The sequence below is a fragment of the Pedobacter nyackensis genome (assembly GCF_900176505.1).
GTDB classification, from domain to species: domain Bacteria; phylum Bacteroidota; class Bacteroidia; order Sphingobacteriales; family Sphingobacteriaceae; genus Pedobacter; species Pedobacter nyackensis.
In genome coordinates this window covers 44,341-69,394 of record NZ_FWYB01000008.1, presented here as the reverse complement: position 1 = coordinate 69,394, position 25,054 = coordinate 44,341, and the positions used below count along the sequence as shown (strand labels likewise).

At 39.0% G+C, this 25,054-nt stretch carries 23 protein-coding genes and 2 riboswitches; of the genes, 11 read left to right on the top strand and 12 right to left on the bottom strand.

All coding sequences use genetic code 11. The features are described 5' to 3' along the window. The first annotated feature begins 31 nt into the window (after positions 1–31). Positions 32–952, top strand: coding sequence for a polyphosphate kinase 2 family protein (locus B9A18_RS15150; protein WP_084290172.1), 921 nt, complete (start codon positions 32–34; stop codon positions 950–952). A gap of 50 nt (positions 953–1,002) precedes the next feature. Here the strand turns inward: B9A18_RS15150 and B9A18_RS15145 are convergent, their stop codons facing one another. Beyond that, positions 1,003–2,211 (bottom strand): serine hydrolase, encoded by a 1,209-nt coding sequence (locus B9A18_RS15145; protein ID WP_084290171.1) that lies wholly within the window; start codon positions 2,209–2,211, stop codon positions 1,003–1,005. A 79-nt stretch (positions 2,212–2,290) separates the two neighbouring features. Beyond that, a riboswitch (cobalamin riboswitch) is annotated at positions 2,291–2,498 on the top strand. Positions 2,499–2,605: 107 nt separating this feature from the next. On the opposite strand from B9A18_RS15145, the gene B9A18_RS15140 reads away from it, so the two are divergent. The 7 genes from B9A18_RS15140 (at position 2,606) to B9A18_RS15110 (ending at position 12,048) form a co-directional block, all read left to right on the top strand. Then, positions 2,606–4,474, top strand: a complete 1,869-nt coding sequence (locus tag B9A18_RS15140) for a TonB-dependent receptor plug domain-containing protein (protein ID WP_084290170.1) — start codon at positions 2,606–2,608, stop codon at positions 4,472–4,474. A gap of 102 nt (positions 4,475–4,576) precedes the next feature. After that, positions 4,577–4,785: riboswitch (cobalamin riboswitch) on the top strand. 96 nt (positions 4,786–4,881) lie between these two features. Continuing rightward, positions 4,882–6,942 carry a TonB-dependent receptor gene (locus B9A18_RS15135; RefSeq protein WP_084290169.1) on the top strand — a complete coding sequence of 687 codons (2,061 nt, stop codon included), beginning with the start codon at positions 4,882–4,884 and terminating at the stop codon, positions 6,940–6,942. Beyond that, positions 6,942–8,081 (top strand): YncE family protein, encoded by a 1,140-nt coding sequence (locus B9A18_RS15130; protein ID WP_317048239.1) that lies wholly within the window; start codon positions 6,942–6,944, stop codon positions 8,079–8,081. The genes B9A18_RS15135 and B9A18_RS15130 overlap by 1 nt, the downstream gene beginning before the upstream one ends. Positions 8,082–8,099: 18 nt before the next feature. After that, complete coding sequence (locus B9A18_RS15125) at positions 8,100–9,077, top strand: PKD domain-containing protein (RefSeq protein WP_084290168.1); 978 nt, start codon at positions 8,100–8,102, stop codon at positions 9,075–9,077. A gap of 30 nt (positions 9,078–9,107) precedes the next feature. Continuing rightward, positions 9,108–10,250, top strand: a complete 1,143-nt coding sequence (locus tag B9A18_RS15120; RefSeq protein WP_144009514.1) for a YncE family protein — start codon at positions 9,108–9,110, stop codon at positions 10,248–10,250. A gap of 66 nt (positions 10,251–10,316) precedes the next feature. Next, positions 10,317–11,414 (top strand): DUF5074 domain-containing protein, encoded by a 1,098-nt coding sequence (locus B9A18_RS15115; protein WP_084290166.1) that lies wholly within the window; start codon positions 10,317–10,319, stop codon positions 11,412–11,414. Between the two features lie 64 nt (positions 11,415–11,478). Beyond that, on the top strand, positions 11,479–12,048 hold the full coding sequence (locus B9A18_RS15110) for a DUF6580 family putative transport protein (protein ID WP_084290165.1): 570 nt from the start codon (positions 11,479–11,481) through the stop codon (positions 12,046–12,048). Between the two features lie 160 nt (positions 12,049–12,208). On the opposite strand, the gene B9A18_RS15105 is transcribed toward B9A18_RS15110, so the two are convergent. The 7 genes from B9A18_RS15105 to B9A18_RS25395 all read right to left on the bottom strand — a co-directional run bounded on the left by B9A18_RS15105 (position 12,209) and on the right by B9A18_RS25395 (position 18,295). Next, the gene (locus B9A18_RS15105; protein ID WP_084290164.1) at positions 12,209–12,499 is read right to left on the bottom strand and encodes a hypothetical protein; all 291 of its coding nucleotides are present in this window, start codon (positions 12,497–12,499) and stop codon (positions 12,209–12,211) included. 42 nt (positions 12,500–12,541) lie between these two features. Next, positions 12,542–14,284 (bottom strand): peptidase associated/transthyretin-like domain-containing protein, encoded by a 1,743-nt coding sequence (locus B9A18_RS15100; protein ID WP_084290163.1) that lies wholly within the window; start codon positions 14,282–14,284, stop codon positions 12,542–12,544. Further along, complete coding sequence (locus B9A18_RS15095; protein ID WP_084290162.1) at positions 14,284–15,246, bottom strand: FecR family protein; 963 nt, start codon at positions 15,244–15,246, stop codon at positions 14,284–14,286. The genes B9A18_RS15100 and B9A18_RS15095 overlap by 1 nt, the downstream gene beginning before the upstream one ends. Positions 15,247–15,256: 10 nt before the next feature. Continuing rightward, complete coding sequence (locus tag B9A18_RS15090) at positions 15,257–15,844, bottom strand: RNA polymerase sigma-70 factor (protein WP_084290161.1); 588 nt, start codon at positions 15,842–15,844, stop codon at positions 15,257–15,259. A gap of 114 nt (positions 15,845–15,958) precedes the next feature. Continuing rightward, the gene (locus B9A18_RS15085) at positions 15,959–17,029 is read right to left on the bottom strand and encodes a hypothetical protein (protein ID WP_084290160.1); all 1,071 of its coding nucleotides are present in this window, start codon (positions 17,027–17,029) and stop codon (positions 15,959–15,961) included. A 72-nt stretch (positions 17,030–17,101) separates the two neighbouring features. After that, positions 17,102–17,749 carry an MFS transporter gene (locus B9A18_RS25400; protein WP_235005334.1) on the bottom strand — a complete coding sequence of 216 codons (648 nt, stop codon included), beginning with the start codon at positions 17,747–17,749 and terminating at the stop codon, positions 17,102–17,104. Continuing rightward, positions 17,750–18,295, bottom strand: a complete 546-nt coding sequence (locus tag B9A18_RS25395) for a Bcr/CflA family efflux MFS transporter (RefSeq protein WP_235005333.1) — start codon at positions 18,293–18,295, stop codon at positions 17,750–17,752. A 200-nt stretch (positions 18,296–18,495) separates the two neighbouring features. Here B9A18_RS25395 and B9A18_RS15075 point away from each other — a divergent pair, with 200 nt between their 5' ends. Both B9A18_RS15075 and B9A18_RS15070 read left to right on the top strand, forming a co-directional pair. Next, a complete protein-coding gene (locus B9A18_RS15075) occupies positions 18,496–19,068 on the top strand; it encodes a helix-turn-helix domain-containing protein (RefSeq protein WP_235005332.1) in 573 nt (190 codons plus the stop codon). A 65-nt stretch (positions 19,069–19,133) separates the two neighbouring features. After that, positions 19,134–20,135 carry a TerC/Alx family metal homeostasis membrane protein gene (locus B9A18_RS15070; RefSeq protein WP_084290159.1) on the top strand — a complete coding sequence of 334 codons (1,002 nt, stop codon included), beginning with the start codon at positions 19,134–19,136 and terminating at the stop codon, positions 20,133–20,135. 72 nt (positions 20,136–20,207) lie between these two features. Here B9A18_RS15070 and B9A18_RS15065 read toward each other — a convergent pair whose 3' ends face one another. From B9A18_RS15065 to B9A18_RS15050, 4 genes are all read right to left on the bottom strand, one after another. Beyond that, on the bottom strand, positions 20,208–21,524 hold the full coding sequence (locus B9A18_RS15065) for an OmpA family protein (RefSeq protein WP_084290158.1): 1,317 nt from the start codon (positions 21,522–21,524) through the stop codon (positions 20,208–20,210). A gap of 222 nt (positions 21,525–21,746) precedes the next feature. Continuing rightward, positions 21,747–23,132, bottom strand: a complete 1,386-nt coding sequence (locus B9A18_RS15060) for an MBL fold metallo-hydrolase (protein WP_084290157.1) — start codon at positions 23,130–23,132, stop codon at positions 21,747–21,749. Positions 23,133–23,134: 2 nt separating this feature from the next. Beyond that, entirely contained in the window at positions 23,135–23,980 is an 846-nt protein-coding gene (locus B9A18_RS15055) for an SDR family oxidoreductase (RefSeq protein WP_084290373.1), read from the bottom strand. Between the two features lie 117 nt (positions 23,981–24,097). Further along, positions 24,098–24,304, bottom strand: a complete 207-nt coding sequence (locus tag B9A18_RS15050) for a cold-shock protein (protein WP_084290156.1) — start codon at positions 24,302–24,304, stop codon at positions 24,098–24,100. Positions 24,305–24,511: 207 nt separating this feature from the next. Between B9A18_RS15050 and B9A18_RS15045 the strand changes: the two genes are divergently transcribed. Next, complete coding sequence (locus tag B9A18_RS15045) at positions 24,512–24,994, top strand: YMGG-like glycine zipper-containing protein (protein ID WP_084290371.1); 483 nt, start codon at positions 24,512–24,514, stop codon at positions 24,992–24,994. Positions 24,995–25,054: the final 60 nt, after the last annotated feature.

The window sequence follows — 25,054 nt, the reverse complement described above, 5'->3', positions numbered from 1 at the left end:
TTTCTTGCTATATATTTTTATTTGATTGCTTATGAAGATAGATGTTAAACAATATCAGGTTGCTGCCGGGAAAAAAGTTTCGCTTAATGACTATTCCACATGTTATAACGGATCGACTGAAAAGGACGATGGTACCGAAGAGCTGGCAGAGATTAAAGCGCAATTGACCAGGTTTCAGGAAATATTCTATGCTGCCGATTCTCACTCTATTTTGATTATGTTTCAGGCAATGGATGCCGCAGGAAAAGATGGTGTGATATCGCATGTGATGTCAGGTTTAAATCCTCAGGGCTGCCAGGTATATAGTTTTAAAGCGCCTACTTCAGAAGAATATGATCATGATTTTTTATGGCGTCATTATAAGGCTTTGCCAGAAAGGGGACGTATAGGTGTTCACAACCGGTCGCATTATGAGAATGTGCTGGTTTGTAAAGTTCACCCTGAATACGTGTTGAATGAGCGGGTTCCGGGCTATACCGATATTAAGAAAATTGATGAAACATTCTGGAAGCGGCGGTATGAGAGCATCCGGAATTTCGAGAAACACCTTACTGACAATGGAACAGTGATCATAAAGATATTTTTGTATGTTTCAAAAGAAGAACAAAAAAAACGCTTTCTGGAAAGAATTGATGACCCTGCAAAGAATTGGAAGTTCTCTTCCGGGGATATAGCTGAAAGGGGATTGTGGAAGGATTATATGAAGGCTTATGAGGAGGCTTTGTCTGAAACCTCTACAGAAGCATCGCCCTGGTACATTGTCCCAGCTGATAAAAAATGGTATGCAAGGTTAGTAGTCAGTGACATTCTTTTACAAACTTTTAAGGGTTTGGACCTTAAATTTCCTGTATTGGCTAAGCCGGAACAAGAGCAACTGGTTGAAATCAAAAAGCAACTACTTGATGAAACCATCATGAGTTTACACTCGAAAGCAATGAATAAAAACTCATGATAGCTTCATTACCATTAAGAAACAAATTACACTCCAATGAAAAATAATTGTTATTGCCGCTTTTTCTCCAATTCGTAATTGTACAGTAGCTTTCCAATGTTCTTCATAAAAGGATAGCAGACAGTTTCGTATTCATATTTGCCATCATTGTAAATACCATCTTCATTGGATTGAACAACTGCTGTCAGAAAGAATTCGATGTCGTTTTTACTGTCTTTGAAGTAGGCGTTGTCTATGATGAATCCGTATGAATCTCCGTATTTATTAAATATCCTGAGGTCCGGATTCAATAGCGCGCCCTTTTCCCGACCGTAATAAAGCATTTTCGCATAGGTTGGCCAGAATTCCTTTGGGTCATAAGCAGGGTAATCGCTTTCAGTGGGTAATTTGCTCATGTAGGTATAGATCAGTTCATAATCTGCAGGTTTCAGGTTGAATCGTTCTGAAGCGGGGAAGGCTTTTGGATACATGAGTCTTTTTAGCATTGATTGTTGATTTGGGATACTAAAAGCATTTTTGTTGGCCAGAGTAAAGGGCTTATTGACTAATTTTTCAGCGCTATCTATGTAGCCAGTTCCCATTGTTGTAGCAGACAATTCTAAGGGGTATTCTTTTGGGTCGTACTGGGCTGGTTGTGTATATATCAGTTTTTCTTTATTATAGAATTTGATGGGGTTAGTGTGTTTTGCGGAGTTGCCGGCATCACCGATGGCAAGACGGTTTAGTATGCGACTATCATCAAAACCATACTTTTTAAGTTTTTGATTGATCTCTGCACGACCTATGAATTCGAATAATCTATTAAATGCATCATTATCGCTGGTTAACAGGATTTTTTTGATGTAATGTTCAATGGACGGGAGTCCGTTTTTATCAGTGGTATCTTTACGCACTTTGGTTTGCCCCATATAGGCGCTATCAGTAAGCATAGTACTTTGTGCAGTTAGTCCTGTTATGTTCAATTCATTGATCTTCTCCAATGCAAAGACAACGGCGGCGAGTTTTACCGTGCTGGCTGGGTAAAAATACCGGTGAGGATCCAAATTGTAGCTATAGCTTCTAAACAATGGGGGGAGGTTTTCATTTTTAATTACCTGCGTGTACAACACCTGTATCTGGTTTTTTTGTGGATGATTTAATACGGCGGTAAATAGATCCGGATGTTGACGCATTAATTTCTCTATCAGGATTGTATCAGTTTTTTGTGCCATAGCAGGGAGGCTGATCAGGAGTATAAAGGCGAAAATTATTCTATTCATTGTTATGCATTAATAAGGATAAATATAAGTATTAAAAAATATATGAATTATGGATGTTGGTGGTAGTTGAATTATTAAGTACATTCGCAGCGCTTTTGGTTCCGGTTTAGGGTTAACCTATCTGGATTAAAAGGGAATACGGTGTAATTCCGTAACTGTCCCGCAGCTGTAAGCTCTGTAACGGTGTTCAAATCTAAGCCACTTTTCTAAAACCTGTAAAGGGGGAGAATGGGAAGGCAGGATATCCGGGAGTAAGTCAGAAGACCTGCCACGAGTAATAAATTTCATAGCTTTCGGGGATTGAAGCTAGGGGTGAGTGCTTATTTACTGTATTTCATTTCCTTAATCTAACTGTTTGCTGTGGGTAATAGCTCACAAACAAAAACAATATAAAATGAAGCTTAATAGTAAACTATTAATTGCAATGAGTGCTGGTATAATCCAGCTAGGTGTTACAGAGACATCGCAGGCCCAGAAGGTTGTAGACCTTGATAACGTTGTTATTTCGGCCACAAAGAACGACCAGAAGCAATCGCAGACTGGTAAGGTGGTTACCATTATCGGACGGGATGTGTTAGACCGTAGTCAGGGTAAAAATTTGGTTGAACTGCTAAACGAACAAGCCGGACTTGTTGTAGGTGGTGCAACGGCAAATGCAGGCTTAAATAAGAGTTTGTTTTTAAGAGGTGCAGGAAGTGCTTATGCTGTAGTGTTGATTGATGGTATTCTGGTAAGTAATCCGGCTGGTTCAGGAAGTGCATTTGACCTTCGTATGTTCTCAATCGATCAGATTGACCATATCGAGATTTTAAAAGGCGGTCAGTCGACCATTTACGGTTCTGATGCGGTATCCGGCGTAATTAACATCGTAACTAAAAAAGGTAAGGATGCTGGCAATAGCGTTTATGGTGTAGCTAGCTACGGAACTTATAACACCTATAAAGGTACTATAGGGATGAGTGCTAATGTGGATAAATTCTCTTACAACATTGCTTACACTCAAGGAAAAACTGATGGTTTTTCGGAAGCAGCTGAACCAGCTGGAAATACAACTCCATTTGAAAAGGATGGCAACAATACTGCGGCAGTTAACGCGAATTTCTCTTTGCAGGCCACGGATAATTTTAGCATTAGCCCTTTCCTTCGCTATTTTTATGGACATTACGATTTTGATGCGACATCGTTTACGGATAACCCAACTAACAATTCGAAGGTGAAGCACTTTAATGGGGGTGTTAGCTCAAGATATAATTTCGGAACAGGTAAAGTGACGTTCAATTACAGCTACGAAACTTCTTCGATTGGTTCTGTAAATCAATATGGATCAAATCTTGGTGAAGGTAAGTTGAATCTGATTGATTTATTTTACAATCAAAAAGTAGGTAGTAATGTTGATGTTTTAGTGGGTTTGGATAATAGGGCTACGAGCTCCAGAACGAATTCTGGTTCAAGCGTGTCGACCAACCTATTTAGTACTTATGCATCTGTATTTGCACATGATTTAAGCATTTTTAACCTTGAAGTTGGCGGACGTTACAATAAACATAAACAATATGGTGAAAACTATACTTACAACATTACCCCTTCGATTAACATTATAAGACAAGTAAAGCTATTTGGTACGCTTTCAACTTCATTTAAGACGCCTACATTGGAGAATTTATTCGGATTGTATGGGGCTAATTTAAATCTTAAACCAGAGAGTTCTAAAAACTACGAAGCAGGTGTTAGCCTCAGTCTTGCGGACAATAAATACACGTTGCGTATTGCGGGTTTTAAAAGGGATTTAACAGATGGTATTGTGTATGGAAATGTGGGGTATGTAAACCAGGCACACCAAACAGCTAAAGGTTTTGAGGTAGAGCCATCATTGAAATTTGGTGCGTTTAATATCAACGCATTTTATGCTTATGTAGAAGGGACAGAATTTAATTTTGTGACCAACGAGGTTTCTGACTATCTGTTGCGTCGACCAAAGCATATTTTTGGTTTAAATGCAGGAATTCAGGCTACTAATAAGCTTTATGTAAGTTCTTCATTTAAGTATAATGGCAAGCGTACGGATGGTAATTTTGATGATTATGTAATTGAAAACCTTCCTGCTTACAAATTATTAAACTTCTATGGGGAGTATACGCTGATTAAAAAAGTAAAGCTATTTGCAGATTTTAAGAACGTTTTGAACGAGAAGTATAATGAATTTTATGGTTACAATAACATGGGCTTCAATGTGAACGCCGGTGTAAGTTTTACCATTAAATAAAACCATAGGTTAATTAACCTTTTTTTATCATAAAGGCCTCTTTTGTATCATGCAAAAGAGGCCTTTTATTTTATAAGTGTTTGCTGGTATCTATATAATAAGTACCTTCGCAGCGCTTTTGGTTCCCGATAGGAATTAACCTATCTGGATTAAAAGGGAATACGGTGTAATTCCGTAACTGTCCCGCAGCTGTAAGCTCTATAACGGTATTCAAATCGAAGCCACTTTTCTAAACCTTTAACAAGGGGACGATTGGGAAGGCAGAATATCCGGGAGTAAGTCAGAAGACCTGCCATTCGCTTTTATGATTTCATAGCTTTCGGGGATTGAAGCTAGGAGTGAGTGCTTATTTATTGTATTTCATTTCCTTAATCTAACTGTTTGCTGTGGGTAATACTCACAACAAAATGATAAGAAACAAATATGCCTTTAGGGGTGTTAATTGTGCTTTATTGACTGCTATTGCCGTTACCGGCTGCAGTCTCCTTGTGCCTCAAAATCTTAAGGCACAAACAGGGGCAATTAAAACCTTAAAATCAGATTCCTTAAATAAAGTAAACCAACTCAAAGAAGTCCAGATCAATAGGGTAAAGGTTACTCGCCGACAAACCTCTTCTACACCACTGCAAATATTATCAGGAGCAGAGTTACAAAGGTTAAACAGTTTATCCGTTGCTGACGCCGTTCGCTTTTTCTCAGGTGTTCAGTTAAAGGACTATGGGGGTATTGGTGGCTTAAAAACCATTAACGTGCGTAGCATGGGAACCAATCATACTGCCGTGTTTTATGATGGCGTGCAACTTGGTAATGCTCAAAACGGGCAGGTAGATCTTGGAAAGTTTTCTTTGGATAACATTGAGGAAATAGAATTGTATAATGGCCAGAAAAGCACTGTTTTTCAGTCGGCCAAAGGCTTTGCATCTGGAAGCTCCCTTTACCTTAACGCCAAACAACCTGTTTTCGAGAAGGGACAGCATGATCATTTAACCGCAACATTTAAAACAGGTTCCTTTGGTTTAATTAACCCATCAGTTCGCTGGCAAAGGAAAGTAAGCGATAAGGTTTATGGTTCATTCAGCACGGAATACAAAAAGGCTAATGGAAAATATAAATTCCATGATACCAATGGCGCATACGATACCACACTGGTGAGAAAAAACGGCGACATAGAAACCATGAGGATCGAAGGGGGCTTGTATGGTAAATTGCCGGATAGCAGTGAATGGAGTGCCAAAGTGTATTTCTACAATGATGAGCAAGGTCTGCCAGGGGCGATAGTTAACAATGTGTACGACTTTACCCAGCGCTTATGGAACAGGAATTTCTTTGTTCAGGGGAATTATAAAAAAGAAGCGGGCAGGTATAACCTGATGGCATCTGCAAAGTATGCCAACGACTATTCCAGGTATCTGGATCCAACTATTGTTAAGGATGATGGGCTTACCAATAACATATACAAGCAGCAGGAGTTCTATTTAACCCTATCTAACCGCTATAAAATCAATTCTTTATGGGATGTTGTATTGTCAACAGATTACCAGCGCAATACCTTAGATGCTAACCTGTATCGTTTCCCATATCCAACCCGACAAACAGTATTGATTGCGGTGGCTACAGAAATTCGTCTGAACAGGTTAAACATCCAGGCCAATTTACTGGGGACACTGGTAAATGACGAAGTAGAACAATATTACTCTGCAGGTAATAAAAGTGAATTTACGCCCACGGTAATGACCTCATGGCAGCCTTTTAGTTCAAAGGAGTTCCGTTTGCGTGCCTTTTATAAGCACATTTTCAGGATGCCAACCTTTAATGATCTCTATTATACATTTATTGGAAGCACCTTTCTTAAGCCCGAATATACTCAGCAGTACGATCTGGGTTTTACGTATATAAAGGTCTTTGAAAATAATTGGTTGAGCCAGATCAGTGTACAATCAGATGCTTATTACAATACGGTAAAGGACAAAATTGTTGCTGTTCCGGGAGCCAATCTATTTAGGTGGAGCATGCAAAATTTAGGACGGGTGGAAATAAAAGGACTGGATGTGAATGCGCAGTCTGTCTGGAAAATTACAGATAAACTAAGGGCTAATGCAGGACTTACCTATACTTATCAGCAGGCACTTAATGTTACCAATGTGAATTTGAACTACATGCACCAGATTCCTTATACGCCCCTTCATAGCGGTTCAGTTATTGGCGGACTGGACTGGAAAAACTTAAGCTTGAATTATAGTTACATCTATACCGGCGAGCGGTATGATCAGAGTGCAAATATTCCTGCAAACTATGTTCAGCCCTGGTATACACACGACATCGCCTTTCAATACAATAAACAGCTTACCAGTAAAAACATCCGTTTTTCGGCCGAAGTAAATAACCTGTTTAACCAGTCTTACGCCGTAATTACCAATTTCCCTATCCCTGGACGTTCATATCGTTTCACGCTATCTTATTCTTACTAATGATGAACAATAGAAAACTATATTTTTTATACCTGGTTCTGCTTTGTGGGCTAACATTTACAGCCTGCAGGAAGGATTTAAATCCTGTAAAAGAAGAAGCAGAAATGACTGTTCCTGATCCTTCTAGTGTGATAAAGGGTTTTTACCTGGTAAACGAGGGAAACATGAATATGAATAAGGCTTCATTGGATTACCTGGATTTCAGAACTGGCCTATATCGCAGAAATATTTACGGTAAAGTTAATCCCGAAGTAGTGAAAGGATTGGGGGATGTTGGGAATGACATCGCGGTGTATGGTTCTAAACTGTATGTGGTAGTCAATATTTCTAATAAGGTAGAGGTATTGGATGTTAAAACCGGAAAGAAGATTAAGCAGATTGACGTGCTCAACTGCCGCTACATCACTTTCCATAAAGGCAATGCTTATGTAAGCGCCTATTTAGGTGAAGTGGGTGATCCAAAAGCACCGCGAGGAGTTGTGGTACGCATAGATACGGCGACTTTGAAAGAGGATAAAAGGATAGAGGTAGGTAGGCAACCTGAGGAAATGGCGATTGTTGGAGAAAAGTTATATGTAGCCAATTCAGGAGGGTATAGTCCGCCAAATTACGAACGAACCGTTTCAGTAATTGATTTGAATGCTTTTCAGGTGGTTAAAAACATAGATGTGGCTATAAATCTGCATCGTCTTAAGGCTGATCAGTATGGAGACCTCTATGTCACTTCAAGGGGGGATTATTATGATACCCCTTCCAAACTTTTTGTGATTGATACCAAAACTGAGACCATTAAAAAGACCTTTGATATTGGGGTAAGCAATCTGGCAATTGATGGCGATAAAGCCTACTTCTACAGTACTGAATTTAGCTACATAACGGGAGGTAATACCATAAGTTACGGTGTCTTAAATGTAAAAGATGAGCTGTTTGCTGATCAGAAGTTTATCACTGACGGTACAGACAAAAATATTCTCATCCCATATGGAATTGCTGTTAATCCTTTTACCAAGGATGTATTTGTAACGGATGCCAAAGATTACGTTTCGCCCGGAACCTTGTATTGTTTCAATTCGGCGGGGAAAAGGAAATGGTCTGTTACCACCGGCGATATCCCTGCACACTTCGCATTTATTTATTAAATCATATATAATCTTAAAATGAATTTCAACAAAACCAATCTGAGTTTGAAATCTGCAATGGTATTGCTTATTGCTTTTCAAATGTCTGTTAGTTCCTGTAAAAAGGATGAATCTGAGGACACCGGTTATGTAACCAGGCCTATAACTTCATCGAGCAGCAAGTTTATCAGTAAAATATATGAGTATATGCCTGCTCCTGGTCAATTTATTAACGAAGGGGTGGGGAGTGTTGCTGCTGCTGAGGCACTTGTAGGTAAAGCCCGCCAGGGATTACTTTCCCTGGGCGGATTTGGCGGGTATCTTATTTTTGGTTTCGACCACTCGATAGCCAACGGAGAAGGTGCTGATATTGGTATTTTTGGTAACCCCTTAACCGGCACAAATGGGGAATGGTCTGAGCCAGGTATCGTGATGGTGATGCAGGATCTGAACAACAACGGATTGCCTGATGATGGAAACTGGTATGAATTGGCCGGAAGTGAGTACCATAAAGTCGAAACCATCAAAAACTATAAGATTACTTATTATAATCCTAAAAATACAACTGATGATATCAGGTGGACTGATAATCAGGGTAAAGAGGGATATATCCTAAGAAACCCCTTTCATAACAAACAGTATTATCCATTATGGATTAAAGATCAGGATCAGCTCACATTTACCGGTACCAAGTTGAAGAATACCTTGTCTGATGGATCCATAATTACCAATAAACCATTTGAATGGGGGTATTTTGACAATGGATCTGAAGACTATAAAACCATGATGGAAACTTCAGGACTACCTTATAATTCTTTTGATATCTCCTGGGCTGTTGATGATCAGGGTAAGCCTGTCGCTTTGAAACATATCGACTTTGTTAAGGTTTATACCGCGCAAAATTCGAATGGAAACCCATATGAGCCGGTTAGAGATAGTCCAAGATCAAGATTTCTGGGAGAGATTTCTGCTGAGATCGGTGGGGCAATTGATATCAGCCTAGACTTAAAGAAATAATCTGTTTTAAACCAATACAAACTAAATAAAATGAAGAAAGTTAACTGCAATTTTAGCCGTTTAACGCTAGCGCTCGCTATGCTTGGTTCCGTAATGATCACTTCTTGTCAAAAAGACGAATCAGCTGAGCCTGTTATAATTGATCCTGTAGTGCCTGCTCCGGTTATTACCGGAACAAAAGGAGTGTATGTACTTTGTGAAGGCACGATGGGCGATAACAATAGTGCTATCTCTTACTATGATATTGAAAGTGGCGATTCAGAGAAGGACTACTTTAAAAAGATTAATGGCCGATCGCTGGGCGAAACTGCCAATGACCTTAAAGCTTACGGAAGTAAAATGTACTGTGTGCTTTCGGGTATTCAGGGCAAAAAGCAATCATTTGTTGAGGTTATTGATATCGCTACCGGAAAATCCCTTAAATCGATATCTTTTAATTCTGCAATTGATGGTTATATGCCTCGTTACGTTACTTTCTATAAGAATAAGGCCTATGTTTCCCGCTATGATGGGGTGATCAGTCGCATTGATACGGCTACCATGGCTATTGATGGGGAACTTCAATTGCTTAACGGAACCCAAAAGGCAGGTGGACTGGAAGGCTTGGCCGCTGCCAATGGCAAGTTGTATGTGACCAATTCTGACCATCCTTATTATGGGGGCTTGAAAGACAAAGTAACAGTGATCGACCTGGAGAAATTTACAAAGCTAAAGGATATTGCTGTTGGCTATAACCCCGTAAAGATTACTGCAGCAGCAAATGGCGATTTACTGGTTGTATCCTGGGGTAATTACATGGATTTAATGCCTGATCTTAGAAGAATCAGCAGCAGCACCGATATGGTTACAGGAACCTATGATCAGAACGTTGGCCCAATGACCTCGAATAAAAACAAAGCTTATTTAATTACAGACTGGAATAGCGCCATTAAAAGCTTTGATGTAACTACAGGTACGGTTACAAGTGATTTTATTAAGGATGGTACTTCTTTAAACACGATGTATGGTGTTAATGTGAATGCTTTTAATGAGAATGTGCTGATTACTGATGCGAATTATTTCAATTCAAACGAAGGAAAGGCCTATTGCTTTACAGTAAACGGTAAAAAGAAATTCGAATTTGTAACAGCTGGTTTGCCTCAGCATGCAGTTTTCGCTTATACCTACAAATAATATTCAGCAATATAACCTGATTATATCACAGTATACGCTCTCTTAAATAAATATCTAAACAAATAAATGAAGATTTTAAACTTAAAAAATGCAGCACTTGCACTAGTTATGTCAAGTGCTTTAGTTGCGTGTAAAAAGGACGACAGTGTTAAAGAAGAATTACCCGTTGTAAGCAAGTATGAAAACGGTTTTTTTGTAATCAACGAAGGTTGGATGGGGCATGGTACCGGTTCAGTGAGCTTTTTTGATAATGAATCAGGAACATTGAAAGACAGTGTGTTTCAGAAAGAAAACCCAAATAGCAGCGGATTTGAGCCAACTAGCTCGACAGTTCAATTTGCTACAAAGTTTAACAATAACCTTTATGTAGTGAGTAAAGTTAGAGGACCTGTTGTGGTAGCTGATGCCAAAACAATGAAAGAAGTTGGTCGTATTCCAGGATCCGCTGATTACGATTGGCGTGCTTTTGTTGGATTGGACGAAAACAGGGGGCTTTTAAGTAGTTCTGATGGGGTTTATTTAATTAATCTTAAGACGCTTAAACCTTCATTTAAGTTATTAGGTGCCAGCGGACAAACGGGAGACATGCTAAAAGCAGGTAAATACATCTTTGTACTTAACCAATCGGCAGGTGTGATTATCTATGATGCAGATGACCTTAGTGTTGTTAAGAAAATAAAGAGTGTTACTTTAGGTTTCGCCCAAACACCTAATCAAAAGGTATGGTATACCAAAGCTAAATTCTTGTACAGCGCTAATCCTCAAACTTTAGAAACGGATAGTGTTGAATTACCTTTTACACCTTCGAATACCTGGTTTGCCTGGTTCTCGTCGCCAATTGTAGCCTCTACAAAAGACAATACCGTATTTTTATTGAAGTCGCCAAGTTTTGGTGGCGGTAAAGAACTTTATAAGTACACTGAAGGCAACAAATCAACGCTGGATAAGCCGTTCATCACTACACCTGATAAACAGTCGTTCTATAAAAAGAACTTAGGATACAACCCGCAAACCAATCAGATTGTAACTACGACTGTGCAGGATGGCTATGGCGTAAACTACGCTGTGAACAATATCTATTTTCACAATGCAGAAACAGGGGCGTTGATTAAACAGATTCCATACAGCGGATATTATTTCCCTTCGATGTTTGTATTCCATTAATTTACAGAATACCTTATCATATTATCTGTTTAAATAGTAACTTTGCGTTATAAATTAAAAGAACATGTCTGGATCTAAATTTAATCCGAGTACCATAATTCTGTTAGCAGTTGTTGTACTTGTAAGCATTTTCCGCATAGCGGCGCCTCACTCTGATAATTTCAAAGAAATAGCCAATTTTTCGGCTGTTGGGGCTATTGCCTTATTTGGAGGAGCATATTTTAACAACAATTTAAAGGCCTATGGCTTTCCTTTATTGGTATTGTTGCTAAGTGATATTTTCATTGCTCAGACTTCAGGTTTTGGATTTTTCTATGGTGGGTGGTATTGGACATACATCGCATTTGTGATGATGGTTTTTGCAAGCAAGCAATTGCTTAAAAAAGTAAATACCCAAAACTTAGTATTGTCAACCATCGTTATTACCCTTATTCACTGGGTAGTTTCTGATATCAGTGCTATGTACGTGCCAGGATTATATCCAACTACATTGGCTGGTTTTGGCGCTTGTCTGATCGCTGCTATTCCATTTGAATTGAAGTTTTTATACGGCACACTGGTTTACGGATCAGTAATGTTTGGTGTAATGGCATTATATCCTAGCTTGAGTTTAAAGAAGAGCGTTAACGCATAAACTTATCCGCGATAAGGTATTTAAAGGTTGCCCCTAAAAGGCAACCTTTTTTTGTACCCATACATTCTCGTCTGATCATATAGGGCCTCTGTTGCATTTATTGTTGCTGTGGTTGTTTTACACAGGTTAATGCTGTATCAGATTTAGAAAACCAGAGAACTTAGCGGTCCTTTAACTCGGCCAATATCTCTTCGCCAATAAGATTAACTGTATGTTCGCATAAAACGAAGTTTAGCCGATCGGAATTTAAATCCGGCGAGTAAAATGGTAAATCACCGGCCACAACTTCTTCATCAGGTACCTGTTCCCATTGTTCCCCGTCAGCATCTAGTTTAACCGCTCCAATAATGCCCCCAAAATAGGTGACCAGGTATTGCCTTTCTGTGATGGGTAAGATCGTTAACGCTACTTCATCCCGACCAAAACCAACTTTAATATTAAATGGTTCCATATCAAGACAACAGGAAGATGCAAGCTTTTGTTTTGTAGTGTGTTACATTATGGTTATGCCAGCGTTAAAACCTAACCAGCCCTTAGTGTCTTTTCCAAAACTGGTATGGTTAACTGGCACCACATTTTGCTTATATCCCGGAGCACTGGAGCCTGCAGAAGTATCACCGCTATAAAACGCAAAAGCAGGACCACCAAATACAGTTAGCCCCCTAAACAGCTGAAACTGAAAGTTACTTTGAATGCGGTTAAGTATATTTGCATCGTTCCAATGCCCAAGATACAGGAGCTGTCCGGTTAATTCTAAGCCAATAGCCATGCCTTTGTTAAACAGAAAGTCGTGACCGATACCCATCCCTACAGTTTTTATTTTTTCCTGATCAGATACATTTATGCCGGCAAATAATACCGTATACAGCTTGTTATTCCCCGTTTTAAATGAAAAATTGGTATTCACAGTCTCGTTAGTGGAGACGCTTATTTTATGGTATCCATTTTTTACAAAATTGATTAAACCCAGGCTATACCCTGAAGAAGTATCAGCAATGTTGATTAAACCAAGCTGGAAGCCCTCCATTTTCTTCGCGTAATTAAATACCCCTGCAATCTGTACTCCCTTTAGGTGTTTTGAAACAACATTACCAATTCCAGCTATTTGTACACCATCATAGTCTTTTTTAACCAGGTTTGCTACACCGCTCGCTTGCAGCCCCTTCATGTTATTCGCCGTAGAATTAAATATTCCGGCTATTTGGAAGCCGCTAGCATCACCTTTTACATTATTCCATACTCCAGCTGCCTGTAACCCACTCTGCTTCCCTCTGCTATCATTTGCAAGGCCCGAAACCTGGATGCCGTTTACAGACCCTCCAACCTGATTAAAAAGCCCCGAAACCTGAAGTTTCTTTACATCGCCCTTCGTGATATTGAAAAGCCCGGCAATTTCAAAGCCGTCGGTACCGGCCGTATACCCTCCTAAAACATTTAGCGAGAATCGATTTATTACCTGCGAACTCATGATGCCATGGGAACTTAATCCCGGTGTTAAGGAGGCTTGAAATGGACTATTAGCAAAAAAGTCAGGGATATTCAAACTCTGAATTCTTTGTTTTGAAGAAATAAAAAAACGGCCAAACCCTGAGTTTTCTATATCATCATAGCCAGCGTTTCGTTTAGTATCTTCGGGATCATTATAGCCTTCCGGTTTTACTTTTATGTCAGATAAAAAGATCAGGGTAGTATCACGGTAACTCTCTTTACTCGCAGTTAAGATCACTTCGTTGTGATTGCCCTTGAATTTTAACTTAAAATGACCCTTACTGTCTGTAAGGGTCGATTGCAGCAATCTTTTTTCATAAACACTAGCTTGTTTAACTCTTAATCCTGTTTCCCTGTCTATTATGAAGCCACTAATCAGATATAGCTTTTCACCAGTGGCAATATTTTCGGGCTCAATAGTCAGGTGGTTTGCAGCATAACGAAGGATAATGTATGCTCCGTGCTCAGCATAATCAACTTTGTTGTTGAATAACCGGTTTAATATCTCCCTTACGGGTACATTCCTCATACCTAGAGTAATCAAACTGTCTTGCCTGAATAATGTGCCGCTATAAGAGAAATAGAAGTTTCCGGCTTTGCTAATCTTGTTCAGAACTTCAGGTATTTTTTGATCTTTCACCTCGATACTCACCCTTTTCTCCAGATTATGCTGAGATGGGATTTTTGGCAATTGTGCTTTTGAGTATCCTATGATGAGCAATAGGATCAGGGTGATGTTGATTCTCATTATTGGTTTTTAGACAATAAAATTTGGTTTTCGTTACGCTGAATAGTGAGGTCTAAAGTTTTGCAAATAATGTCTAAGTTATCATCCAGGCTTGCAGTAGTTTTTAAGGTTGTGTTTAATGTGAGGTTGCTTATTGCAGGATCATTAAGAATGATGTTTGCATCATATGCTTCATTTAGTAATTCAACCATCTTCCATAGGGGAGTGTTGTTAGCATTAAATTCTTTGCTGCGGTAATAGTTGTACAACTGATCCGTGCTTGGCTCTTTGATTAATTTATCTGCGTAATTTTTAATGATGGCTTTTTCTCCTTTCTGAAGATTTATATGATCATTACCCAGGCTTACTTTAACAATTCCTGTTTCAACAATTACTTCAGTTTGGCTCTTTAAGTGCTTTATATTAAACGAAGTGCCAACAACAAGGATTGATATTTGATCTACATCAATTACAAATGGTCTTGATTCGTCGTGTACCACATTAAAGAACACTTCCCCCTTTTCAAGATGGATGCTTCTATTGTTTTGAAAATTGTTGGCATAGCTAATCTTTGCGTTTTTATTTAAGGTAAGCGCCGAGCCATCTGGTAGTACTTTAGTGGTTACTGCATTCCCTGCTGTAAAATCTATATACGAAACAGGAGAGAGGATACTGTACAAAGACCATCCGGCGGCCACCAGTACTAACATGGCCGCAATTTTAAGCCAGCTATATTTTGGCCTTAATTTTTGTGTTATTGGCGCCTGGCTTTTGCTGTCTGCTTTATGTTTAAATCTCACCCATGCCTCGTTTTCGTTGACCTGGCTTTGACTTGAAAGTGCTTTGCTACTCGTCCATATTTTCTCGAATTGTAAAAAATAGGTTTTATTAGCCGGAGCAGCATCAAGCCAGTTTTGCACTGTGATGCTTTCCCTTTCATCTGTTTCATTTAATAGAAACTTTATCAATAATTCATCAGTCATTCTATTTCTTTTAATTAAAGTAATCCTTGTAATACATCAGGCCTAATAAAACCAGAGAGAGGAAGTCGGCCAGCTCCAAACGTAAAATCCTAAGTGCTTTGCCCATTTGGTTTTCAATAGTTTTTACCGATAGCCCAAGTCGCTCCGCAATTTCTTTGTACTTCAATTCTTCAAACCTACTCATCTGAAATATAGTTCGACATTGCTCAGGTAAGCGGTTTAAGGCAATGTTAAGGTTAAATGTCAATTCAGTCATCTCTATTTTTGACGATGCTGGCTCATTTTCATGATTCATGGTATAGGTTGCAAAGTCCTGGTATTTGGTTTTGATCTTTTGATGTTTTAAGAAATTCAGACTATCGTTGTATACACACTTATAAAGGTAGGCCTTTAAGGAGGACTGAACAGTCAGCAAATCCCGCTTTTCCCAAAATTTTAAGAACATGTTTTGTACGATCTCTTCTGCATCATCCTCATCTTTTAAAATTACGTAGGCATAGGCATACAATGCTTTAAAATGATCTTTGAACAATTGTTCAAAAGCGTGATCATCATATTGCTGATGTCTGTTTTCTGGAGTGCTGTGATTTAATTTCAAAGTATAAGTCTATTCAAATTTATGGTTTGCTATACCGGTAGCACTGTTTATTTCTTCAAATCTATGTACTGAAATTTAGGAAACAAACATTGCCCCGGTAAAAGCCCGGTGAATTTAAAAACTGTACTGGATTCCGCCACTATAGCCGATATAGAAGGCCTGGAAGTTGTTGTCCTTTTTGTTCTCCCAGGTGTTGATGTACTTTTTGTTTAGTTTCCTGCCTTCAGTTGTGTTGGTATTCACGTAATTAAATGATGGTCCTCCAAAGAGTTCAAGGTTGCGCGTGATTTTAAGTGCTGGCATTAATCTGAATGATGTTTTGAAATATTCACCCGCTTTGAAACTTTCTAGTCCTATCCCCGTAATTTCTGCATTTAATCTAAAAGAGTTGGATTGGAAGAAATGTGCACCTAAACCTGCCTCAAATGCGTATACTTCATCTGAATTTTTAAAATTATAGCCCAGACCAATAATTCCATAAAGTACTTTTCCTCCAGATCTGAAAGATAGCATGGTGGTAAGGGTTTCATCTGTAGTCAGGCCAATGCTCTTCTCACCATTTTTTACAATGTTGATGATACCAATTGGATAATCACTACTATCAGCTACGTTGATAAAACCTGCAATCTGGGCACCTTTTACCTTTTTGGCTATATTGATAAAGCCTGCTATTTGAGTCCCATTAATGTCTTTAGCCTTATTGATAAACCCCGCAACCTGAGTACCACTTATGTTTTTTGCGATACTGGCAAAACCTGAAAACTGTATCCCTTTAGTATCGTTTTTTGAAAGATTAGCGAGACCGGCAACGGCAACTGTATTTCCGCCGCCATAGGTATTTAGCACACCGGAAAATAGTCCTCCGTTTGCTGCGGTGCCTATATGGTTTGAAATACCGGCAAATTGAAAGCCTTTGGTGTCATTGCGGACTATGTTAGCAATCCCTGCAAAGGATGCGCCCCTTTCGGCTGCAGACACACCGGCTAGCACGTGGAAGGAGAGGTTGTTGGTATCTAATGCTGCATGTTTTCCATTGGTGCTCACTGGGTAAGTAAAGCCGACGTGCAGCTTTCCCATAGTCTTGTTTTGACCAAGAGATTTTGCTCCGGTAGTTAGTAAAACCGCACATGCCAGCACTTTTAAAGCATTAAATTGAAAATTCGTTTTGTAGAATGTAAGTCTCATTTTTGTCTTATTTTAAAGTAAGACAACGGAATGAACTTTTACCCCTACGCATGGGGCAAATAAATTTTGCTTTTAATCTTGCTTGCTTAGTCTTTGCCTTCCAAAGTATAAAATTGTCAATGCAAGTATGGAGGTTACGGCCATAACACTTACCGTAGGTACAGCAGATTTAACACTAAAAAGGCTAACGCCCACAGAAGCTAAAGCACCCACACCCATTTGAATGGCGCCCATTAAGGCCGATGCACTGCCTGCATTTTTTGTAAAAGGTACAAGCGTAAGGGCAGAGGCATTTGGACTCACAAAACCCAGGCAACATAGGAACACAAAGAGCAGAATGGTGGTTTCTGCAAGTCCAAACCACCCGTTGATGCTACCAATTAAAAATACAAGTGCTGTTACCACTTGCGTAATCAATGCAGCAAATATCAATTGCTGACTGGTATAACGCCTAAGCATCAATGTATTTACCTGACTGGAGCCTATAAAACCAAACGAAAGCAAGGCGAATATCCAGCCGTAGGTTTCTTCACTCACCTTAAATATTTCCATAAACAGGAGTGGAGAACCCGAGATATAGGCAAATAGACCAGAAAAAGCCAGGGCACCTGTAATCGCATAAGTGTAAAACTGAGGTGTTTTAAAAACCGTCCAGAAACTGTTTATGATTGGTTTGGGTTTTAAGGAAATGTTGGTGTCCGGTTTATAGCTGTCGGGCAATCATAGCCAGCTGGCTATTAAGTTAAATGCACCCAGACCAAGTAAGATTAAAAATATAGAATGCCAGCCCAAAGCTACCGTTACATATCCACCTAATGTTGGAGCGATCATTGGTGAAACGCCCAAAACAAGCATCAGCAGTGCAAAAACTTTGGCATTTTCCTTAACAGGGAATAAGTCGCGCACCATGGCTACAGCAGCAACTGTAGCGGCACAACTTCCAAGTGCCTGAATAAACCTCAGGATGATTAAGGCATCTATACTGGTGGCAAAAGCACAGCCTGCAGAAGCAAGAATATACACCAGCAAGCCGATATACAGTGGCTTTTTCCTTCCAAATCTATCCAATAATGGTCCGTATAGCAACTGCCCGGCTGATATGCCAATGAAAAAACTGGATAGGGATAGCGCTACCATCGAGGTATTTGTGCGAAGATCAGCTGCTATAGCGGGAAATCCAGGAAGGTACATGTCAATTGAAAAAGGCCCAAGTGCAGTTAATGAGCCCAGTATTAATATCAGACTGTAGTATTTTTTTTGTGTCATTGTTTTAAATAGGGTTCACACCGTTGAATGCTGAGCGAGCGGGAGCATGTTGTGAAGGTCTGCAAATATAGTAATCTTCTACCTAAGCAAAAGGTATCTTCCGGTTAGATTTGTGTAATGAAAATGTGAAAACCAAGAATAGATTAATTATTGCTTTATCTTTGTGAAAGGGCATAGCCTGATCAGTAATTAATTGTTAGATGCGTATGATTTTATATGTTAAGAATATGGTTTGCGACCGTTGTATCATGATTGTGAGACAGCAGTTAGAGAATTTCGGTTTAAGGGTTAATGAGATATCTTTAGGTAAGATTGAGGTTGAACCTTCACCTGATGCAAATCAATTACAGGACATCGCGACTGCAATGCAATCTTTAGGGTTTGAATTGATCGATAAGGAAAAAGATCAGCTGGTAGAGCAGATTAAAAATCAGGTTGTTGAATTGGTTCATTATTCTGATTTGACTACAATTGGACAGAGTTTAACCCAAACAATTGCTGATAGATTGAACAAGGACTACGCCTACCTAAGTCGCCAGTTTTCAGAAGCTGAGGGGCTAACCATCGAAAAGTACATTATTCAGCAAAAGATCGAGAAGGTAAAAGAGCTGATGGAGTATGGTGAGCTAAATCTAAATGAGATAGCTTTTAAGATGGGCTATAGCAGCAGTGCTCATTTATCCACTCAATTTAAAACAATTACCGGTTTTACACCGAGCAAGTATAAATCAGCACAATTAAACAATAGAAAACCGTTAGATAAGGTTAAATAACACCGATATTTTAGCATTTTTGCTAATTAAAACCCGCACACATAAATAAAAATTATAAGTAAAGAATGAATAATATGATTGATCATCCCGGTGTTATTATTGGGTTTGCAGTAGTGGTAATAGTCATGCTCCTGTTGGATTTGGGAGTTTTTAACAAGAAGGTTCATGCAGTAAGTAATAAGGAAGCTGCCATTTGGTCGATCGTTTGGATAAGCCTTTCGATGCTTTTTAGTGGTGTGGTTTATCTAACCTCCGGATTCGAAAAGTTTACGCAGTTTCAGTCCGCCTATTGGATAGAGAAGGCCCTTTCAGTTGATAACCTATTTGTTTTTATATTGGTTTTTGGCTTTTTTAAGGTTCCGAAAGAACTGCATCATAAGGTATTGTTCTGGGGGATCCTTGGTGCATTGGTATTCCGCGCCATCTTTATTTTTGCAGGCGTAGGTCTGATAAATATGACTTATTTACCTGAAATGATGGTGCTCGGATACGTAGTAGAAGTGAATGTCGTATTATTTCTGTTTGGTTTATTCCTGATCTATGCAGGAGTAAAATCCTGGGTTGGACATGATGATGAGGAGGAGAACAAAGACTTTAGTAAAAGTACCGGAGCACGTCTGATTTACAAGTTCTTTAAGGTTAGTGATAAATTTGATGGTGCTAAGTTTTTCACCGTTCAAAATGGCGTTAAAATGGCTACACCTTTATTGGTTGTTGTGGCTGTAATTGAGTTTACCGATCTATTGTTTGCTGTAGATTCGATACCAGCAATCTTCGCGATCGCTCCTGATGATCCTTTCATCTTATATACCTCTAATATATTTGCCATCTTAGGCTTAAGAGCGCTTTACTTCCTTTTAGCAAACTTCATTCATATGTTTAGCTTGCTGAAGTACGGATTGGCGATCATTTTAGCTTTCATAGGTGTTAAAATGGTTATCTCGCCACTTTATCACATCTCATCACCAGTGTCTTTAATCATTGTTGCTGGTGTATTGCTTATTGCGGTTGTTGCCTCACTTGTTTTTGCACCTAAAGAGGGTGGAGTTGCAAAAAACGCTGATTAATAATTTTGGTACATAAAAAAAGCGCATGCCTGATATCAGGCATGCGCTTTTTTTATGTGAAGAATTTACAGATTAGTACAATGAAAATTCAACACGACGGTTTTTCTGACGACCTTCAGCAGTTTTGTTCGATGCTATAGGTTGGTTCGGACCGTATCCTGTTGCTTCAATACGTGAAGCGTTAGCGCCTTGAGATACTAAGTAAGCTTTGATGGATTCAGCTCTATCTTTGGATAAACGTAAGTTTAAAGCCATTGAACCTGTGTTATCAGTATGTCCGGCTAATTTTAAGCTAAAGTTTTTCGCAACCAATAACTCCGCAACTCTATTTAAAGTAGCATATGAGGTAGGACGAATAGTAGCTTTTCCTAAGTCAAACTCCAGGTTTTTAATTGCTTCCTCAACAACTTTACGATCTGCTTCAGTTACAATAACTTTAGTTTCTTTGATCACCTCACGTTGAACTTTGATAGGGCAACCTGAACCATCTACAACAGTATTAGCTTTTGTACCTGGACATTTGTCGAATTTGTTTGCAACGCCATCATTATCTTCATCAGCCATATCTTTAGCATATTGAGTTCTGTCTCTTTCTGCATTTTGCTCAGCAGTAGATAATGCTCTTCTTAACTCAGCACTTTCTTCAGCAGTCTGGTTACGTAAGTTAGCCAATGAACTGTAGTTCTGTAACTGTGGTTTTGATTTGCTGCCTAAAGCAAATTCTAAACCAGCATGTCCATATGAGAATTTGTCGAATTTACCAGTGTTATTACCGTCAAAATCACCTCTTTTGGTAAAGTTAACATCATAACCAAAGTCTAAATTGATGCCTTTAGCGATACCTAATTTAAAACCGGCCCCTACAGGGATGAAATATCCTTCTTTGTAACCTTGATTATCAACTGTCGTTCCGTTGGTCACATCAGTACCTGCAGATAGGTAACCCGCACCAGCTTTCACATAAGGAATCAATATTGCATTTTCGTTATTGATGCTGATGTTTGCCAGGTTGTAAACTGCTGTTAAAGCTGCCGACCATTCTAATTTTGTTTCAAAGCTAGTGTTAGGTGTATAAGTAGCAGTGGATGTATTAAAGGATCTCAAACCTTCAACTTTACCTGCTAAGAAATCAGCTTGTAAGCCTAAAGCCGGGAACAGTTGTTTTTTGATATATCCACCGTAACCCAGTGATTCTTTAGCTGCCTGGAAATCGCGTTGACTACCATTAAAGATGGTGTTCGAACTTAATACGCCAGCATGAGCACCGATAGACCAGGTGCGAAAAGATTTTTCTGAAAATCTATTTGTCGGTTGGTCTTGGGCAAAAAGCTGCGAAGATAATCCAACCAGGGAAAGCACTAAGGCTGTTTTTGTGAATTTTGAAGTCATTTCTTTATATTTAGATGTTTGTTACCCAGCTTTAAAATAGCCAAGATAACTGTCTTCTTGTAATAACCTTGCCAAAGCCAATTTTCTTAATTATTAATTCGTAATACATTAATAGTCATTGGTTTATTTGAATCCATGGAAATTGTAAAAGAAATAGATTTTCTACTGAAAGCCTTAAAAATCTGTATAGTATTTACTACATATTTGAGGGTTTCAATAATCTTATAACTCAAAAATCTCGTCCTTTTTGGGGATAACCACATTATAGTTTTCCTGCTGCAGCGCGTCAGCAAGATAGTTGAGGCTTCTTTTTTCGCCATGTACTAAAAATACCTTCTTTAAAGTAGCAGGATCTTGCTGTTTAACGGTGTTCAGCAGGTCATTATGATCTCCATGTCCACTCAACAAATCCGTTTGCTTTATGGTTGCATAAACCATCAGGTCGCGGTTTCTTAACCTAACAATAGGGTCGCCTCTTAAAAGTCTGTCGCCCAGAGTGCCCTTTGCACAATACCCAATAAACAGGATGGTGCAATAATAATTCTGGATGTTATAGTAGAGGTGATCCTGTATTCTACCGCCTTCTAGCATTCCTGCAGATGATATAATGATACAAGGCTCATGATAATTACTTATCGATACACTTTCCCGTTTGTCGTGAACATACGAAAGCTCCTTGAAATCTGTAAGCTCAGTTTTATCTTCATAAAAATCCTGTGCCTCGTCATTCAGGTAATGCTGGTATTTATGGTATATTTCGGTAGCTGAACTGGCTAGTGGGCTATCGATAAACACCTTAACAGGTGGGAGTAGTTTTTTACTGAACAGCTTATTCAGGGCATAGGCCAGTGCTTGTGTCCTACCAATACTAAATGCTGGAATGATTAGTCTGCCGGGATATTTAATACAGGATTCCGTTATGGTTTCAATTAACTTTTGCTCCAGTGTGGTATCGGTAGTGTGTAATCTGCCACCATAGGTAGATTCAGAAACCAGGTAATCCACTGGTGGAATAACTTGCGGATCAATTAGTAAAGGGTAGTTTTTCCGGCCAATATCCCCTGTAAATGCAATTTTCTTTGTTGTACCATTATCATTCACTGTAAGATATACTGCTGCGGCACCTAACAAGTGTCCTACGGGTATAAAGGTTACGGAAAGATTTTCATTGATTCTGAATTCCTTTTGAAAACCGATAGTTACAAATCGCTCTACCGTTTCAGCAACATGTTTATATAAGTATAAGGGCTGCGGGCCAGATCCTTGTCTTTTAGAACGTGAGCGCTTGTTCTGCTTGCTTAAAAAAATATTTACCGAATCTAACAAAAGTAGTTCAGTCAGCTCGGCAGTGGGTGGGGTACAAAGAATTTGTCCATTGAAACCCATTCTTACTAAGGTGGGTAAATTCCCCGAATGATCAATATGTGCATGGGTCAAGATCACCACGTCTATGTCTGCCGGATCAAATGGAAAGAACATATTCTCGATCTGACGGGAATCCTTTTCATAATCAAGGCCGCAGTCAATCAATATATTATAGTTCTCCAGTTGTAAAAGATGCATACTTCCTGTTACCTGTTCTGCAGCACCTAAGATTGTCAATTTCATGTTTACTTATTTAACCATTCTATCCAGTCGGACACAATATAATTGTAATTTGCTAAAGGAGCCTGAATACTGGACACTATTTTCCAGTTCAATAATTCATCTTTAAAAACAGGAGGCGTTAATCGGGCTTTTAAAGTAGCCGCGGTATAAAAGGTTTGTTTACTGGGATGATCGGGCGAGCAGGCATTATAGGTATGCCCAAATGCTTCATTTTTAAGCAAGTTTAAACTGATGCCAATGCAATCATCCAGATGAATCAGGTTGATGGGAGCCTGGCCATTAGGTACATCAGTCTTACCGGCAAAAAATCTCCCTGGATCCCTGTTTGGACCAACCAGACCTGCAAAACGGATAATCGTATAAGTAAAATCGTTTTGGTTTTTGAGCATGTTTTCGGCCTCCAGCATAGCTATGGCAGAAGGGGTTTCAGGCTGCGGTATAGACCATTCGTTTACCTCGGCATTCACATCTCCATATACTGCAATTGAACTGATAAACACCAGTTGTTTTACATGGTTAAGCTTGGCGGCATGAATGATCCGTTCTATTTTGTAACAGAAATCAGCTTGTTCAGCGCTACTTCTTTTTGGAGGGATGGAAACGAATAAGATATCACTTTGAAAAAAAGAGGGGTCATAGTGTTCTTCATCCTTTTGGAAATTGACCAGAAAGGGCTCAATCTGATGTGCTGATAGTGTTTCAAGCTTTTCGGTAGTAGTGCTTGAGCCTTTAACACGGTAACCGGATTGGGTTAATACTTTTGCCAATTCCAATCCGTACCAGCCGCAACCTAAAATACTTATGGTTTTCTTTATGTTTTCCGCTTTCTCAGCTATTGGATGATCCATCTGATATGCTTTTCTTATTGAATTATAGATGAACCATGAGCTAACTAACAAATTGTGTGCTCATGAAAAAGGGGTAATGTTCCGGACATTCCCCTTTTATTAAACCGAGTTGGGTAATTAAAGTACTGCTACGTTTGCTGCTTCAGGACCTTTTTTACCTTCATTTAATTCAAATTCAACACTGTCGCCTTCATTCAATTCTCTGAATGAATCGCCTGCAATTGCAGAAAAGTGCACGAATATATCTTTACCTCCGTCTTCTGGAGTTATAAATCCAAACCCTTTTGCCGAATTAAACCATTTAACTTTTCCTGTTGTGCGCATATTATTTTAATATATTTTTCGTTTGTGAAACTAATCAATTGAACTTTAATATCAAAGGTACCGTCGCCGAAAAGATACGATGTTTACGAAAATGACAAGATTCGGGAAATCCGGATGTAAAAAAACAATTATGGAGGAATGATGACCTTTGGCATCATTTTTTCTTACATTAATAAGAATACACTATTTAGTTTAAAATTTAAGGTTATGAAAAAGGTACTTTTAGTTATAGTATTGGGGATTGGATTATCAGCCTGTTCAAATAATGCTAAAGAAGAAGCATTGATTAAGGAAAAAGCAATAGCTGCAATAAAGGATAGTTTAAGACTAGATAGTTTTAAAAAAGCAGATATAAAAGCTAAAGAGGAAGAAAAGGAAGCGCAACGTCTGGCCCAGATCAAAGAAGAGAAACGAGTGCTTTTATTGTCTGAGCGAAATGAAGCTGCCGCTGCCCGTTCATCAAATTCAAACAATAGTAGTGAAGCCGCTACTCCTGCTAAGAAAAAAGGATGGAGCCAGGCTGCTAAAGGAGCCGTTATTGGAGCAGGTGCAGGTGCTTTAGGTGGTGTACTTATTGATAAAAAAGACGGCAGAGGAGCCATCATTGGTGGTGTAGTAGGTGCGGGTACGGGATATATAATTGGCCGTAGTCAGGACAGAAAATCAGGAAGGGTTCAGCCAAAAAATTAATTTTACCTAGTTTAAAAAGGGCCTAATGAAATTTGTTTTCGTTAGGCCCTTTTTTATTTT